The organism is Pseudoalteromonas sp. Of7M-16 (assembly GCF_022347805.1).
Classification (GTDB): domain Bacteria; phylum Pseudomonadota; class Gammaproteobacteria; order Enterobacterales; family Alteromonadaceae; genus Pseudoalteromonas; species Pseudoalteromonas luteoviolacea_F.
Map to the genome: position 1 here is coordinate 99,837 of NZ_JAKRFY010000015.1, position 16,871 is coordinate 116,707.

15 protein-coding genes are annotated in these 16,871 nt (G+C 42.6%); 6 read left to right on the forward strand and 9 right to left on the reverse strand.

Annotated elements, in window-relative coordinates:
- Positions 1–86 precede the first annotated feature (86 nt).
- The gene (gene mrcB / locus MHN81_RS16085; RefSeq protein WP_023399547.1) at positions 87–2,411 is read left to right on the forward strand and encodes a penicillin-binding protein 1B; all 2,325 of its coding nucleotides are present in this window, start codon (positions 87–89) and stop codon (positions 2,409–2,411) included.
- 3 nt (positions 2,412–2,414) lie between these two features.
- Here mrcB and MHN81_RS16090 read toward each other — a convergent pair whose 3' ends face one another.
- From MHN81_RS16090 to MHN81_RS16110, 5 genes are all read right to left on the reverse strand, one after another.
- On the reverse strand, positions 2,415–4,256 hold the full coding sequence (locus MHN81_RS16090; RefSeq protein WP_239426204.1) for a methyl-accepting chemotaxis protein: 1,842 nt from the start codon (positions 4,254–4,256) through the stop codon (positions 2,415–2,417).
- A 157-nt stretch (positions 4,257–4,413) separates the two neighbouring features.
- Complete coding sequence (hemL, locus tag MHN81_RS16095) at positions 4,414–5,703, reverse strand: glutamate-1-semialdehyde 2,1-aminomutase (RefSeq protein ID WP_239426226.1); 1,290 nt, start codon at positions 5,701–5,703, stop codon at positions 4,414–4,416.
- Between the two features lie 16 nt (positions 5,704–5,719).
- Entirely contained in the window at positions 5,720–6,736 is a 1,017-nt protein-coding gene (locus tag MHN81_RS16100) for an aspartate carbamoyltransferase (RefSeq protein ID WP_023399550.1), read from the reverse strand.
- Between the two features lie 150 nt (positions 6,737–6,886).
- A complete protein-coding gene (locus MHN81_RS16105) occupies positions 6,887–7,321 on the reverse strand; it encodes a CopD family protein (protein WP_023399551.1) in 435 nt (144 codons plus the stop codon).
- 18 nt (positions 7,322–7,339) lie between these two features.
- On the reverse strand, positions 7,340–9,022 hold the full coding sequence (locus tag MHN81_RS16110) for a chloride channel protein (protein ID WP_023399552.1): 1,683 nt from the start codon (positions 9,020–9,022) through the stop codon (positions 7,340–7,342).
- Between the two features lie 203 nt (positions 9,023–9,225).
- Here MHN81_RS16110 and erpA point away from each other — a divergent pair, with 203 nt between their 5' ends.
- Together erpA and MHN81_RS16120 are read left to right on the forward strand one after the other, a co-directional pair.
- Positions 9,226–9,564, forward strand: coding sequence for an iron-sulfur cluster insertion protein ErpA (gene erpA / locus MHN81_RS16115; RefSeq protein WP_023399553.1), 339 nt, complete (start codon positions 9,226–9,228; stop codon positions 9,562–9,564).
- 577 nt (positions 9,565–10,141) lie between these two features.
- A complete protein-coding gene (locus tag MHN81_RS16120) occupies positions 10,142–10,387 on the forward strand; it encodes a helix-turn-helix transcriptional regulator (RefSeq protein ID WP_023399554.1) in 246 nt (81 codons plus the stop codon).
- Between the two features lie 42 nt (positions 10,388–10,429).
- Here the strand turns inward: MHN81_RS16120 and MHN81_RS16125 are convergent, their stop codons facing one another.
- From MHN81_RS16125 to MHN81_RS16140, 4 genes are read right to left on the reverse strand one after another with little or no spacing between them, the layout of a single operon-like run.
- The gene (locus MHN81_RS16125) at positions 10,430–11,809 is read right to left on the reverse strand and encodes an MFS transporter (RefSeq protein WP_239426205.1); all 1,380 of its coding nucleotides are present in this window, start codon (positions 11,807–11,809) and stop codon (positions 10,430–10,432) included.
- A gap of 8 nt (positions 11,810–11,817) precedes the next feature.
- Positions 11,818–12,441, reverse strand: coding sequence for a peptidylprolyl isomerase (locus MHN81_RS16130; protein ID WP_023399556.1), 624 nt, complete (start codon positions 12,439–12,441; stop codon positions 11,818–11,820).
- An 18-nt stretch (positions 12,442–12,459) separates the two neighbouring features.
- Positions 12,460–13,023, reverse strand: a complete 564-nt coding sequence (locus MHN81_RS16135) for a YajG family lipoprotein (RefSeq protein WP_023399557.1) — start codon at positions 13,021–13,023, stop codon at positions 12,460–12,462.
- Positions 13,024–13,025: 2 nt separating this feature from the next.
- Positions 13,026–14,180 (reverse strand): methyltransferase, encoded by a 1,155-nt coding sequence (locus MHN81_RS16140; RefSeq protein ID WP_023399558.1) that lies wholly within the window; start codon positions 14,178–14,180, stop codon positions 13,026–13,028.
- Positions 14,181–14,220: 40 nt separating this feature from the next.
- Here MHN81_RS16140 and MHN81_RS16145 point away from each other — a divergent pair, with 40 nt between their 5' ends.
- The 3 genes from MHN81_RS16145 (at position 14,221) to fabV (ending at position 16,508) form a co-directional block, all read left to right on the forward strand.
- Positions 14,221–14,802, forward strand: coding sequence for an alpha-ketoglutarate-dependent dioxygenase AlkB (locus MHN81_RS16145; protein WP_239426206.1), 582 nt, complete (start codon positions 14,221–14,223; stop codon positions 14,800–14,802).
- A gap of 59 nt (positions 14,803–14,861) precedes the next feature.
- Positions 14,862–15,176 carry a BolA/IbaG family iron-sulfur metabolism protein gene (locus tag MHN81_RS16150; RefSeq protein ID WP_023399560.1) on the forward strand — a complete coding sequence of 105 codons (315 nt, stop codon included), beginning with the start codon at positions 14,862–14,864 and terminating at the stop codon, positions 15,174–15,176.
- A gap of 141 nt (positions 15,177–15,317) precedes the next feature.
- The gene (gene fabV / locus MHN81_RS16155) at positions 15,318–16,508 is read left to right on the forward strand and encodes an enoyl-ACP reductase FabV (protein WP_023399561.1); all 1,191 of its coding nucleotides are present in this window, start codon (positions 15,318–15,320) and stop codon (positions 16,506–16,508) included.
- The last annotated feature ends 363 nt before the right edge of the window (positions 16,509–16,871 follow it).

The following is a 16,871-nucleotide window of genomic DNA, read 5'->3' on the forward strand; positions in this document are numbered from 1 at the left end:
GCTTTAGCCTGCTTTTTTGGTTTCAGTGGCCGTTAATCTAAGTTACTCTAGCATCATTCTAGATATCGTAAAAATTACTCCGGTAAATGTCAGATAAAAAACGTACCCCTGCAAAAAAATCAAAGTCGAAGCGCACAACTAAGAAGTCATCAAATTCTAAAAAAATGCCTATAAAGCAGCGCTTAGGGGTATTTAAATCCCGGGTTTTACAAACGCTTTGGTCGCTATTTTGGAAAGGTGGTCTAGCAGTTTGCTGTGCGGTTGCTATGTACGTTGTATACCTAGATGCGAAAGTGAGTAAGCAGTTTGAAGGCAATAAGTGGCAACTTCCAGTGCAAGTATATGCACGAGCTATGACCTTTTATCCAGATCAGTATTTGTCAGAAGATGAAGTGATTTGGGAGTTGGAACGACTAAATTATTCTCGAGTAAATCGCATTAAAAGAACGGGTCAATATCTGGTTCAAGGTCGCACGGTCACCATATATCGTCGCGCTTTTGAGTTTTATGAAGGCGAAGAGTCGGCAAAAGTATTTACGCTTAACTTTGCCGGAAAAAAACTGGCAAGTGTCGTTGATAAGAGTGGTAGAAGAACTTCATCTGAGCGTCTAGAACCTGTGCAAATTGCTCGGATCGGGAATGAAACCAATCAAGACCGAGAGTTTGTTCCTTTAGATAAATTTCCCAATGTACTCAAACAAGCGCTATTGGCCGTCGAAGATCGCAATTTTTATGAGCACCACGGAGTATCCGTATGGTCAATAATGCGTGCCCTTTACAGTAATATTCGAGCGGGAAGAACAGTGCAAGGGGGTAGTACGCTCACTCAGCAGTTGGCTAAAAATTTCTACCTGACACGTGAACGTTCAATTGTACGCAAAATCAATGAAGCTTTTATCGCGTTGATTTTGGACTACCGATATAGCAAAGATGAAATTTTGGAAGCTTACCTCAATGAAGTTTATTTGGGTCAAGCATACAACCAAGGTGTACATGGTATGGGGCTAGCTTCGGAATTTTACTTTGCTAAGCCTGTAGATGAGTTAGAGTTTGACCAAATTGCGCTGTTAGTTGCGATGGTTAAAGGGCCTTCTTATTACAACCCGCGACGATACCAAGAGCGGACTATGGAACGTCGAGATCTCGTACTTAGACTGATGGCAGAAAATGGCATCATCACAACCACTGAATATCGTCAGTCGCTAGAGCGTAAAATTGAGATTCAGCCGCTAAAAGAAAGTTTACTTCAGTCTTATCCGGGGTATCTGGAGTTGGTAAATCGAGAGCTGAAAGGCCTGGTGCCAAATGATGATATTATTCACGCAGGTGTGAGGATATTTACCTACTTTGAATTGCAAAAACAAAGTGCGATGGAAGAAGCTATCACATCTGGCTTACCTTATTTAGAGCGTCGCTTTGGTACTTCAGGACTGGAAGTGGCCATGTTGTCTGTAAATGCAGAAAAGTCTGGAGTATCTGCATTGGTGGCAGGTAGGCAGATGCGTTTTTCTGGCTTTAATCGAGTGTTGGATACAAGGCGCAGTGTCGGCTCTTTGGTCAAACCTGCAATATACTTAACGGCACTGCAAAAAGACTACAACTTGGGCACATTGGTCGATGACTCACCACTTCAAGTAACTGATGCATCGGGTAAAACTTGGTCTCCTGAAAATTTTGATCATGAGTTTCGAGGTCAGGTGCCGCTTTACGAAGCGTTCAGTAAAAGTTTAAACATACCAGCAGTAAACCTTGGGTTAGACGTTGGGGTACATAAAGTAGCAGATACCATGACTGAACTGGGGATAAAAAGTGATATTCCGACGTACCCTTCAATGTTGCTAGGGGCCGTAGAGCTTTCTAGTTTCGATGTTGCTCAAATGTATACAACGCTGGCTGCCGATGGACGTTATAGTGAATTGACCAGTATTTCTGCGATCACCGATTCCAGCGGAAAAACACTCTATAAACACCAACCTGAGCGGGAGCAAAGGTTTGAGCCTGCATCTGTGTACATGACGAAATATGGTCTAAAAAGAGTAACTAAAAGTGGTACTGGTAAGCGTCTTAATAAACACTTTCCTTCGATTCAACTGGCAGGCAAAACCGGGACGAGTAATGATTTGAGAGACAGCTGGTTTACCGGTTTCGATCATAATACCGTTACGGTAACTTGGATCGGCCGAGACGATAATAAACCTGCAAAGTTGACTGGCGGAAGAGGCGCACTTGAGCTTTATATTCGCTATTTGAAACCTCTTAATCCGCAGGCTATTGTGGATGAGCGGCCTGCAGGAGTTAAGTGGGCGTTTGTCAATAAAGCAACGGGTAAACAAGCTGCACCACACTGTGGACCAACTATTCAGTTGCCTCTGCGGGCGGAGCTATTTAACCCACGCCCAAGTTGCGAGTAGACCTTATGTTCTGAACTGACTCATGGCAGACTTTAAATTGGCTGCCATGCTGCTCAGTTGATGGGCATCATCTTGCGTAGCTTCCGCTGAGCCCAATGTATGTTCAGCAAGATCGCTAATTTCGCTGGATTCAGAAAGCGCTTGTTGTGTGGCTTGAGTTTGCTGTTGTACGAGCTCTCGAATGACATGTCCTTGTTGATCAATATCTGTCATGCTTTGCTCGGCGGCACTTAATATTTGATTGGTCTCGTTGGCTGCACTTACCCCTCGCTCCATTTTTTCAACGCTACTCAGCATTTTTTGCTGAGTATTATTTGACGCACTTTGCAATGACTTGATAATCGAATGGATTTCCTCAGTTTGTTGTTGGGTGCGCTTAGCGAGTGTGCGTACTTCATCTGCAACAACAGCAAATCCTCTTCCTTGTTCTCCCGCCCTCGCAGCTTCTATGGCCGCATTGAGAGCCAATAAATTTGTCTGTTCGGCAATTTCACTGATCCCTAGGCTTACTTTACTGATGTTTTGGCTGTCTTGAGCAAGTTTGTCTAACGCTTGTCTACTCTCCTCAAACTCGCGTTGTAACACAGTCATATGTTGGGCGAGCTCAGTCGTATTCACACTGCCTTGTTTAACTTGTTGAGCGGCGGCGCTTGCCAGCTCAGTCGCGTGTTGTGCAGAGGTTTCCACTGAATCTGCGGCATTGGCCATATCGGAAAGGGCATTATGAATGCCGGAAATTTTAATTTGTTGCTGGGCGACATCATGGCGAGTGTCTTGGCTTATGTGACTTAGTTTGTCGGTAGCATGATGCAGGTCGCTGGTGGTATTGTGCACATCTGCTAATAATTCAGTAAAGGCATCCAGCACACGGTTATATTGGGCAACGATATCATTTAACTCATCATCTCCCCGAGAAACAGCTCTAGCACGCAAGTCGCCCTGAGCTGCCTTTTGTGCAGATACCGAAAACTCAGAAATGGTGTCAACAACGGCAAAATAAAAACCTAGCATTAGATACAGAGCGATAAACAGACTCAGCAGAGATGCCGAAGCTACAAGGTTTCGGATCGTTTGTTCTGTACTGAGCTTCTCCTGCAGCAAGGTTTTTAGTGTGGGTAGCGCGGCTTCAATCAAGTCCTGTGTTTTTCGTTGTACATTTCTATGACTGTTGGCAAAAGCGCTGGCGGTCAGCTCAATATCATCTGGCTCGAGTAATTTTGTTCTAATTGCTAGCTGATATTGGTCCAATGCTTTGTTGAGTGCATCAATTTGTCCAGAAAGCTGCTGCTTAACAAATGGACTTTCTTGTGTGGCAACTTCAAGTTTATCTAACAACTGAGCTTTTACTATGGGCAGAGCTTTGTTGAGATTAGACAGCGCGATAAATGAGTCTGGCGTAAAACGACCTCTGCTAATGATGGCATTGGCCTGCTCTGCAATGTTGTTTATTTGATATACAACCTTGGGTAGAGACTCCACCAGTGAACGGTTTAAGTAAGAGCGACTTAAGTCGTTATCAATGGCTAACTTGGAGGCAATGGATACTTGCTCTAACGGCGTGTTGGACGCTTTTGCATTGACTGAAAAGCCATTTTGAGAGAGCAGTCTTTGATTATCTTTCTGACGGCTGTTGATGATGTTCTCTAGCAGTTTAGGGTAGAGGTTCAGACCCTGTTGCTGTTGTTGGCTAACTTCAATTGAGTGAGTCAAAGTTGAATTTAAAAAAAACAGACTTAGTGCCAAAGGCAATAGTAAAATACCGAATACCAGACTGATTTTTGTTTTATATTTTAACTGAGCCATAAATGAGATGGCGGGGCTACATAGCGATCTGAGTCCTGTCATAATTTAAATCTTTGTTATTGAGTCACGAAATAGAGACCTTATTAAGACAAAGAATAGTTCAAAGAAACAGAAATTTTTTTTCAATATGAAAAAAAAGCCCTTAATGGGCTTTTTCTTATGTACTTAACAACCAAACAAGGTTGGCATTTTTTGCTACTTATTTTGCGATTAGCTTTGCGAATGCGCGATCTGCGGCAGATATTGTGTTTTCAATATCTTTATCGCTATGCATCGTGCTGACAAAGCCGGCTTCAAACGCAGATGGCGCAAGGTATACGCCTTCGTCTAACATTAAGTGGAAGAAGCGTTTGAATTTATCTAAGTCACATTCTGTTGCTTGCTGGTAGCTATCGACACGCTGTGCTGAAGTAAAGAAAAAGCCAAACATGCCACCGGCATAGTTGGTTGTTAGTTCAATACCGTGTTTATCAGCCGCAGCTTGGAAACCGGCGCATAAAGCTTTGCTTTTTGCTTCCAATGCATCGTGTAGACCAGGCTCAGAGAGAAGCTCCAGAGCTTTTAAGCCCGCAGCCATCGCAATTGGGTTACCAGATAAGGTACCAGCTTGATATACAGGGCCAACAGGTGCGATGTAATCCATGATTTCACGTTTACCACCAAAAGCGCCTACTGGCATACCGCCGCCGATGACTTTACCTAGGCAAGTCAGATCAGGCACGATGTTGTAATATGCTTGAGCACCACCAAGAGCAACGCGGAAACCAGTCATTACTTCATCGAAAATAAGTACTGACTTGTGTTCATCACATATTGCACGCAGACCTTCTAAAAATCCCTCAACAGGTGGGATGCAGTTCATGTTGCCAGCAACTGGCTCCACGATGATGCACGCGATTTCGTCTTTATATTCGGCAAAAATCGCTTTGACTTCATCCATGTTATTAAAAGATACCGTTAGCGTATGCTTGGCAAAGTCTGCTGGAATTCCCGGGGAATTGGGGACGCCCATAGTGAGCGCTCCAGAGCCCGCTTTTACTAGCAAAGAGTCAGCATGACCATGATAACAACCCTCAAATTTGAGAATCTTATCTCTGCCTGTATAGCCACGAGCAAGGCGTATAGCACTCATGGTTGCTTCAGTACCTGAACTTACCATACGTACAGTTTCAATTGATGGAACCAACTCTTTGACTTTTTCAGCCATCAAGATTTCGGTCTCGGTTGGCGCACCATAGCTTAAACCGTTTTCAACAGCGTCTAACACAGCTTGTTTGATAGCTGGGTGATTGTGGCCAAGGATCATTGGCCCCCACGAGCCAACATAGTCGATGTAACGGTTATCGTCAGCATCAAAGGTGAAAGGGCCCTGTGCTTTTGTAATAAACAAAGGTGTGCCGCCAACGCCGTTAAACGCTCTTACTGGTGAGTTTACACCACCAGGGATGGAAGCTTGTGCACGCTCAAATAAATCTTGGCTAATTGTCATAATGTGTCCTTCTTGATTAACTTTGACGTTTTCTGCTGAACCAAGGTACGTTTGTTTCATACTGTTGTACTTTATTTTCTACACCCAGTGTCAGTGCGAAAAGTGCCATCCGGATCAGTACACCGTTTTGTACTTGTCTAAAGATGGCTAAGTTATCGTTGCTGTTTAAATCGTTATCCAGCTCATTGGCATCGCTGCGGCTATCCCTTGGAAGTGGGTGCATCAGTACAGACTCAGGTTTACAGTGCGCATCGTAAATTGCTTGGCTAATTCTAAATCCACCACGATATTTATTGGCTTCTTCTTGCGATGGAAAGCGCTCTTCCTGGATACGTGTTTGGTAGACGATATCCGCTGCGAGGTTACCTTCCATTTGAGAAACAAGCTCTATTTGATGGCCTGCATTGGTGACCGCGTCGAGGACGTAGTCAGGCATTTGCAAACCGTCAGGTGCAACCATTGAGAATTTAATATTTTTATAATGGCACAGTAGTTTGGACAGAGAATGTACGGTGCGGCCATATTTCAAATCGCCGACCAAAGCGATATGCATACCATCGACTGTGCGATCGAAACGACTAAGTTCACGATCGATGGTCAGTAGGTCTAATAGCGCTTGAGTTGGATGTTCGTTCGGGCCATCGCCGCCGTTGAGTACTGGTACATCGGAGCCTGTCGCAAACTCTGCGACACTGCCAGCATCTGGGTGGCGCATGGCAACCGCGTCAGCATAGGCTGAGATAACACGGGCAGTATCATATAGTGACTCACCTTTTGCCAAGGCGGAGCTTTGCATGCCGGTGGTTTCTCTTACTAGACCACCTAATAAGTTAAATGCAGTACCAAAACTGACACGTGTACGGGTACTAGGTTCAAAGAATAAATTTGCGAGTACGGCACCTTCAAGCACTTGAGTACGTTTATGCTTTTTGGCATACGGCTCCATGCGCTTGGCGACGTCAAAAATTAATTCAATGGCTTCTCTATCGAGTTGATTGACAGAAAGGATGTTTTCACCTTGGAAACTTAGCATGCGGCGATTCCTAATCACAGATTGACAACAGGAGGCAAGGGTGCGCTCCTAACCGAGATAACCTTGGCAACAGCAGGTTACTGGAACGATATGATAGCATAATTGAACGTCAACAGGAGAGTATGACGGCAGGATACCGTCATATTTGTATTAAAAAAATGGTTTTAAGACTGCGAGCAATATGATGGGTAATAGCAAGAACACCGGAAACTCGTTAAAAAATCGATAAAAACGTGTGCTGCGAATATTTCGGTCGTGCTTAAAGTCTGCCAACAGTTTGAAACAATAGGCATGATATATATAAAGAATGATCACAAAGACCAGCTTATAGTGGAGCCATAAATTGTATTTAAACCACTCCCTGCCGTATTCAACAATAGTCAGCACACCAAAAACGGCGGTGAGTACTGCAAAAGGCGTCACGAAGTATAGCAGCCGTCGCTCCATAATTTTGAGCATGGCAGAGCATGCTTTTTCTTCAGTCATGGTGTGATAGATAAATAGCCGAGGCAAGTAGAAAATGCCTGCAAACCACGCGACCATAAAAAAGATGTGCAAAGCTTTGTAAATCAGCAAAGCGCTCATAGTGCCCCTTATTTTTAGTTAAAGTAAACTGTTTCTCATTGTTAGAATATGCCGTAATTTATCCCAACGCACTACGCCCATGATCTGGAGGCTGTCTTTTTGGTTATAGACATACACCGCACCAGAACGTTTATCTTTCAATATTTCAAATGCTTCCGCAAGTGTAGCCTGAGTGCTCAAGCCTTGAAGTGGGATGTATTTAACGGTTGCGCTGTCGTCTGATACCAGCGTCAGGTCGTATTCTGCGAGGCGGTAGCCTTTTTGTTCATCATAGATAATGAGAGGTGTTTGGCTGTCAACGGCTGAAAGCGTGTCTTTAATTTGGTTTTTATCGCTTGAGTAAAGCAACTTAAAGTCTTCTTCCATTTCCTCTACGATCCCCACCTTTTGTAACGCTTCTTTAGCTGGGGAAACTTGATAGGGCAGGCCCTGAAAATCAAGTTGCTGAATAAAAATAGAACGATTGCCAAACACTTGTAGTGCTGTAACATAAGCTGTTGAAATAACGAGCATAGCAGGAACAACGATCTGAGGGTTTGAAGTCAATTCCATCACTGCTGTCAGTGCAGCCAACGGGGCATGTAACGTCGCCGCTAGTAATCCCGCCATACCAAGTACGCCATATGTCCCGGCGACGTTTGCTTCAGGAGAAATAAACTGAGCAAAAAAGGCCATCAAGGTACCCATTACAACGCCTAGTCCGATTACCGGGCCAATTAACCCTCCCGGAATACCGAGTCCTATTGCAAATAAAGTTGCGAGTAATTTGGCGATAAAAATTGTGGTGAGTAGTTGCAAGTCGTCAGGTGTTTCTATCGCTAGTTTAATAGCGCTCATGCCAGAGCCCATGGCTTCAGGTACTAGGTATCCAATTAGGCCTGCGATGAGTCCAGCAAGTAGCAAGCGAGGAAACATGCTGATTGGTTTGAAGGTTTTAATAATGAGCATGAGGTTTTGATTAAACGCAAAAGCAACTGCGCCAAGCGCAAAACCACAAAGGATAAGGTATGGGTAGTGCCAGAAGCTTAACATTTCAATTTGAATTAGAGAGAGCTCAGAAACATTGCCAAATACAAATTGTGTAGCCAGTGCGCCTGTAACAGCTGCAAGCATGATAGGTACAAAAATATGGATTTTGTATTCCCTCAATACAACTTCCATAACAAAAATAACTGCGGCTAGTGGGGTATTGAATGACGCCGCGATGCCTGCTGCCACGCCACAGCCTGCTAGAGTTCTCGCTGCGTTGTGAGGTAAGTGAAGACGTTCTGTAAGGACACTTGCGCCAGTTGCGCCCATATGTACAGAAGGTCCTTCACGACCAACTGAAAAACCGCAAATGAGCGCAATACCGCCTCCAAAGAATTGATTTACCGAGTTCCAAATAGGCATATGGCCGTAATGGAGTTTGATACGGTTAATGACAAAAGGAATACCAAGTCGATAGTGCTTAAATCCAGTTAAGTTGGCAAAAAGGGCAATGATAAGGGCCGCGCCGACGGGCAGTAAAAGCCTTTGATGTTCGGCAAGAGAAGTAAAATCGTCATGACTATCAAGGAAGGCTGACTGAACTAGCTCGATCATTAATCTGAATAAGATTATTAATACGGCAGCAATTAAACCTGCACAAACGCCAAGCAGGCATAGTTGTGCTGATGTTCGAGGTTGTGCAAGGCGCCGTCTAACTTGGTCAAGTGTCATAGTTCATCGCTTGGGATTGAAATTATCTCTTTATTTTATCAAAAGATTAATGCTAAGTCCCTGCCATAAATTTAGCTTTATAGTGTTCTGCTGAGGGATTGGGCAATTTAGCGACTACTCATTGTGGAGCGCTCAGAGATACTTGATTAAAATAGTCGGGTATTAGATAATTCCGCTAATTATTGTACAAGGGTCGAACGCACATGTCAGAAGAGTTACCGATAAAGTTTAGCGATGCAGCGGCAGCGCGCGTAAAAGAGTTGATTGCTGAAGAGGAAAATCCTGAATTAAAGCTTCGCGTATACGTAACTGGCGGAGGATGCTCTGGGTTTCAATATGGCTTCACGTTTGATGAGAAAGTTAATCCAGGCGATTTGGAAATTGAAAAAAACGGTGTGGTCATGGTGGTTGATCCAATGAGTATCCAATATTTGGTTGATGGGATCGTCGATTACACTGAGGGGTTAGAAGGTGCGCGCTTTTTCGTAAACAACCCGAATGCGACAACTACTTGCGGTTGTGGTGCAAGCTTTAGTGTCTAATAGATTCAATTTAAACAGTAAAAAAGCCATGCAATTGCATGGCTTTTTTATGTCGGGTTGGTGACATGGATCATCAGAACAAAAAAGCCCAAGATAAATGCTGAAAAGAGAAGAATATAGATAAAACCACGTTTTCCTTGTCTGATAGGTACATTATTAACCCGCAAGAAGTAATACCATCCAAAGCACAAAACCAGTGGCAATAAAAATAAAATTCGGAACATTCTGAAGCCCTTTTTTTTAGGTTAATTTTAAGATTAGCTGTAAATACTTATTTTTTAAAGAAAAATAAATTATTTCAAATACTGGTACAAGATATAAAATTTTTGTTAAAGTGTACCTTGTACCCTACATGAAAAAAACGAATATAGTTTTTTGAAATTTTATTAGGATTTAGCGTTAAGATAGTCTATACCTAATTGGGTACATAGGAACAACCCTGTTGTTGATACAGGAAATGTGCAAGGCCTGTAAGGCCTCTAGCGAAATAATTTAAGCTACATTAATACAGCCGAGTGAGACGGGCAAATTTCACGAGGCCAGTTGAGATTAATCATCGAGTAGGAGATGTTTATTTATGATGGGTAAAACGGTTTCTTCGGAAGAAAACGGAAAGTTAACAAAATGGTTGAAATCAAAGCGTCATGAGAAAGGTCATACAATGCGTAGCCTAGCTCAAGTTTTAGGAACGCCACACTCTTTCATTGGAAAGATTGAAAACCAAGAGCGCCGTTTAGATGTGATTGAATTCTTACGTTACTGTGAAGCGTTGGAAGTTGACCCGTATGAAGGCTTGTCTTTAATTAACAAAGAAGAGCTTTAACCTGCAACGGGATTAAGAAAACAAGGTGCAAGGAAATGCACCTTAGTCTTGTTTTTTATATGCAGCTTCAATGGCATACAGTTTATGCCTAATAAAATAGAGAAACAGCAATGAAGGGATAACCATAAGTGCTGTGATGACAAAAAATACAGCCCAGTTTCCACCTAACCAATCATCAATGACCACGCCACTATAACTAGATAGCACGGTTCGACCTAAGCTGCCCAAAGAGGCAAGTAAAGCGTAATGTGTTGCACTGAACGTTCTGTCACAGAGCATCGAAATAAATGCGACCATGGCAACAAGTGACCAAGCTTGTGTAAAGCCATCGACAACAATTGCCAATGCATATAGCGACTCTTTTGGTCCAGCTATGGCTATCCAAGAGAAAATTAAGTTGGATGCAGCCATTGCAATGCCACTGATGAATAGCCCTTTAACAATGCCATATTTATGGTTAAAAATACTTCCCAAAAAGGCAAAAATGATGGTAATAAGGCCTGTCCCAAGTTTTGAATACTGCGCAATTTGAGTATTGCTAAACCCCACTTCTTTGTAGAAAACAATCGACATGCGAGCTAAAAAAGCTTCACCAATCTTGAATAAGAAGATAAAAGTTAATAGTGCAAGCGCAGTTTTAACTCCGTTTTTGTTGAAAAAGCTAACAAAAGGGGCAACGAGTGTGACACCTAGCCATGCAAGGAGTTTATTCGCACGGGAATGACCAAGCTGAGATAATTTCTGTTCGTACGCTTTTTGTATTTGTGCTTGTGCTGTATCGCGATGGGAGTCGGGCTCTTTCGCCAATATTGTGACAACAGATAGCAATGCCATTATCATAGCCAACAGAAGATATATGTCGGGCCAACTCACGTTGGGAAGATCCGCAGCAAAAAATGGTATGGCTCCAAGCAGTGCATAGCCAGTCCACCATCCTGACGTTGCCATAGCTGCTGCGGCTGTCGACTTTTCACTCTCAGATTGTGGTAGAACGTCAATTCGATAGCCATCAATTGCAATATCATGTGTTGCGGCAAACAGCGCGATTACAAAGCACAGCAACGCGGCGTAAAATAAGCTGCTTTTTAGGTCGACAAAGGCCAAGCAAGCTGCACTCAGCGTGATGACAAGCTGCCCTAAAAAAATCCAACTCCTTCTTTGACCGAGCTTTTTACCTATGAGAGGGAGAGTTAAGCGGTCAACTAAAGGCGACCACAAAAAATTGATCGTATAGGCACTAAATACAATACCAAATAACCCAATTAAGCTGCGACTAAGGCCTTCATCTTTAAGCCAAGCAGACATTACCGAACCGATAAGAACCCAAGGAAACCCCTGGCTCATGCCAAGAGCAAAAACAGTTAATAGTCGTTTGTCTTTATAGTAGTTTAAATATTGTGCAATGCTTGCTGTTGTCATCATAGTTTAAGCTAGAGCTCTTCAACTGGCAGAATTTCAATGCTGTGGATAATTACCGCTGTTTTAGGAATGAATGAGTAACCAAGCTTTTTGTTATAACCGGTTTCTACTTGCATGATTTTATCTAAGGTTTCATAACCTTCTGTCACATTACCGAATACAGCAAAGCCCCATCCGCGGCCTGGATTTAAATGATTATTGTCATCCATATTGAAGAAAAACTGACGTGTGCCCGAATGAGGTTTGTTGTCTTGATACGCCATTGCGACCGAGTACATTTCATTTTTTAAACCATTGCCACTTTCATTGAAAATGGGCTTGCGTTCGAACATACCATCATAATCTTTGTCGTACCCACCACCTTGAATAACAAAATCCTTTTCATTTACTTCATCGCGTTCAACACGATGAAATACAGAGCCTTTGTAGTCGCCATTGACGACGTACGTCAAAAAGTTATTTACCGTTAAAGGTGCGCGAGAACGGTCGAGATCAATCACTATCTTACCGAGAGAGGTGTTGACTTGAACTCTAGGAAATAAGTTATCTTTTTGTACAAATCGTCCCTCTTTATTTGCTGCGTGGGCAAAACCAGCTGAAACAATTATTAATGCAAATACTAATGTACGGATCATGTCAGTGCCTATTTGTTTTTATTGTGAGATGAAGTTCGTTAGTTCTTTATCTTCCATTATATGCGTGACCAGTTGTTCTGCGAGAGTATTTAATTGTCCTTCGATTTTAGCTTGGTCGTGTTTTAAAGATCCAGATAGGGTACGCTTTCCACTATAAGATTTAGTAAATGTGCTGCCCCCTTTGGATACTGAAATTTTAAACTCCGCTTCTGCGTTACTTTCATGTTTGCTGTAGGATTCTGAGACCAAGGCTAAAAAGCGGTGAATTTCTAGGGTAAGGGTTGTCTTTGCTTCTGGTACTACGTTGGCGTTGTTGGCAGCTAGAGCTTTCTCTAACACAGCTGATACAGTCACAGGTAAGTTGGCATCAGGCAGGTAAACTGCTGGCTCAGTATCGAGGACTTTTACAGTGAACTTGGAAGTTCTTAAATCTACGACATTAACTGTGAGTGGTGTATTGAGCTGAACAATTTGGCCGGCAGAGTATTGAGGATTCATGATCACCGCTTTTGGCGCAGCTGCGCAGCCTGATAAAATAGTTAGCAAGCCCGCAGTTGCGACGGAGTAGAGAGTTTTGGCCATGATTAGCTCCTTTTTATTACACTTAATACGGTAAACTTTTTATTATTGCCCAGTACCTTACAATTACCAAAAAGGCGCTGCAACTTATCTTGGTAATCTAGGTGGCGATTTCCGATTATTCTGAGCTCACCACCATTTCTCAGAGTATATTTGGCCTGTAAAAACATTTGCCACGCAATGTGATCAGTGATGGCCTGAGCTTGGTGAAAAGGCGGGTTGCACAAAACCAAATCAGCACTATTAGGTGCAAAGTCAGTTAGGCAGTCGTTATGAGTAAATTGGCAATGGTTCAACCTTTCTGGCAAGTTGTGATGTACATTTTGTTTTGCGCTGGCAACAGCCATCGCAGATTCATCGACAAAAGTAACTTTTGCGTTTGGCATTCGCTTTAAAGTCTGCAGTCCAATGACCCCGTTTCCACAGCCTAAATCAATAATATTGAGAGGCTTTTTTCCGGCAGGCAAATAGTTAATAAAAAAGCGAGCACCGATGTCTAGGGAGTCACGCGAAAAGACATTTGCATGATTAATCAATGTCATATCAGTGCTTTCTAGCGGCCAAGAAACAGGAAACTTACTATCTACAGGTTTGTTCGTTGTGCTTGAAAAAATTAATCGAGACTTTTTGACTGCGAGGCTTGTTTTGGGCTCAGATAGAAAGTGATTGAAGGACTTCAGCGTTGAGGTGTGTATTTCTTTCGCTTTGCCTGCGGCAATAACAGGGATGTCGGCCGGTAAATGACTTAATTGTGCCAATTGATGCTGTAAATAGCCGGCATTTTTAGGTATTTTCAACACAACCAAGTCTACAGCATGGGGTAGCGTCTCTAAGCTGTGCAAAAAAGAGATATGTGTTAGTGGTAACTGGTTCTCTTTAAGGTTGTGTCGACATGCCGCTGTACTGACAAATGAATCGTTGACAAAATGAATGCTAGGTAATTGTTCTTCCTGTTTATAAAGCGCTGAAATGGCGCAGCTAAGTGCACCGAAGCTGTCGTTTAATACCAATATATTTCGAACACTTGGGTATTCTTCGCTGATATAGTCGATTAGATATTCGTCAGCGGAATCCCATGCTTGTAGGCTGCGATTTTTTTGTTCTAAGGGAAATCGATGTAGAGTAAATGGGTGATTAGCCAAGACCGCGTCGGTTGTCATAGTTCTTTATTTTTCACTAAAATTGTGAGTGCATAATATCATGTCACAGCTGAACAAAGAATGTTTGCCTGAGGGCTTTGCTTATTTTCCGAGTGTTATTTCTTTTGATAAGAGCCTTGCGCTATATGATCATTTAGTTGACAGCATTCCATGGCAGCAACCTCAAATTCAGGTATACGGCAAATATCATCACATCCCACGATTGCAATGTTTTATTGCCGACCGAGAGGTTCGTTATGGATATTCTGGAAAATCATTGGATAACGTGGCATGGCTTCCCGCATTGTCGGCAATGCGGCAGAGATTACAGCGTCAGTACGCAAAGGAATTCAATGCGCTTTTACTTAATTGGTATCGTGATGGGTTGGATACAATGGGTTGGCACAGTGATGATGAAAAAGAGTTAGGCGCAACGCCTCTGATAGTGTCAGTATCTTTGGGGGCACCCAGATTGTTTAAAATTCGCCACAAGCAAACCAGAGAGGTGACGTCAATTATGCTCGAAACAGGAAGTTGTTTGCTGATGACAGGAGAAAGCCAGCGAGATTATGAACACAGCTTGCCCAAGCAAACAAAAGTTACACAAGGGCGAATAAATCTGACATTTAGAACGGTTGGTTAATCGGTATTATCGGCGTATAGTATGTGATGTTTAACAATATGAAAGTAAAGAGTATACCCATGTCTATGCAGGAACATATACACACAAAACTCAAAGATGCCCTTGATTGCACACATCTTGAGGTGATTAATGAAAGCCATATGCACAGCCGCGGGACTGAATCACATTTTAAAGTGATTGTTGTAAGCGATGAGTTTGCAGGGCAGCGTCTATTGCCACGGCACAGACGTATAAACGAAGTGCTCAAGTCAGAGTTAGCGAATGAAATTCATGCGCTAGCGATTCATGCCTATACGCCTGAGGAGTTTAGTGAGCAATCAGCACAAGTGCCGGCATCGCCGACTTGTTTAGGTGGCTCAAAACTTGATAAATAGCTGATCAGACCTGTATTTAGGTCATCAGAGATTACACTATAACGCAATTTTTCTGGCTCCATCTTTTTATATTCTTCATTAAATACTGTAAGAGGTGGGCCTAAATACTTGAAACAAATTCAAAATTTAGTAGGAAATATAATGGTAATTAAGCCGAAGATCCGTGGTTTTATCTGTACAAATGCTCATCCAGCAGGTTGTGCTGCACATGTAGAAGAACAAATCGCTTTTGTTAAGCAACAGGGCGAGCTAAAAGATGGCCCTAAAAATGTACTAGTCATTGGTGCTTCTACTGGCTACGGTCTTGCGTCTCGAATTACTGCCGCATTTGGCTCTGGTGCAAAAACACTTGGTATTTTCTTCGAAAAAGAAGGTACGGAGAAAAGAACTGCCTCAGCAGGTTGGTATAACACGGCCGCGTTTCAAAATGCTGCTGACAAAGCTGGACTGTGGTCAAAAAACATCAATGGTGATGCTTTTTCTACTGAGCTCAAAGAGCAAGCAATCGAGACGATTAAAGCTGAAATGGGCAAAGTTGATCTAATCATCTATAGCCTTGCATCTCCTCGTCGTACAGACCCAAAAACAGGTGAAACACATAGCTCAGTACTCAAGCCAATTGGCGAAGCGATCACAACAAAGAACTTAAATACATCTAAGCGTGTTATTGACGAAGTGAGTGTAGAAGCTGCCAACGAAGATGAAATTGCTAACACAGTAAAAGTAATGGGTGGTGAAGACTGGGAGCTTTGGCTAGATGCGCTGAAGCAAGCCGATGTACTTGCAGATAACTTTAAAACAACTGCATACACTTATATTGGTAAAGAGTTAACTTGGCCAATTTATGGTCATGCTACTATTGGCAAGGCAAAAGAAGACTTAGATAGAGCTGCTGCGGCAATCAAAGCATCGACAGCGGATCTACATGGTGAAGCTTATGTCTCTTCACTTAACGCGGTAGTAACTCAGGCAAGTTCGGCAATACCGATCATGCCACTATATATCTCAGCTTTATTTAAGGTTACTAAAGAAGACGGTACTTACGAAGGTACAATCGAACAAATCCATGGCCTTTTCAATGAAAGCCTTTACAGTGACACGCCAAGGTTTGATGAAGGTGGTCACCTATTCCAAAACTATAAAGAGCTGGAAGAAGGTGTACAGGCGCGTATTCAACACATTTGGGACACAGTCGATACCGACACAATAGACTCAATGACAGATTACGAAGGCTACCATAACGAATTCCTAAAATTATTTGGTTTTGGCGTTGATGGCGTTGACTATGATGCGGATGTAAATACTGTAGTTGAAATCAACAATTTAGTATAAAACTTAACCGCAAGGTGAGGCGCCCGAGCCTCACCTCTATCGAGATTACCCCACAAACCCCTTTTATCTTTTTCTCATTCAATACCACTTTGGTCTATATTGAATTAATCGCAATTAGCTGAACTGAGCTAAAACCATTGTTAAGTCGTATTAATTTGATAATTCTACTCGCATAGTCAGGGCGATTAATGTTAAAATTGCGGAAATATGTGAGGACTATATATCACGACGCTTGTTTTTGGTTGATTTGGCTTTTGTCAAGTCTCTTTTGACTAGGCGGGTTCTTTTTGATACTGAAAACATGATGAGATAGCGGCCGTGATAACTAAAGATTTTTCAATTTCTTTCCGTTAATGTAATGCA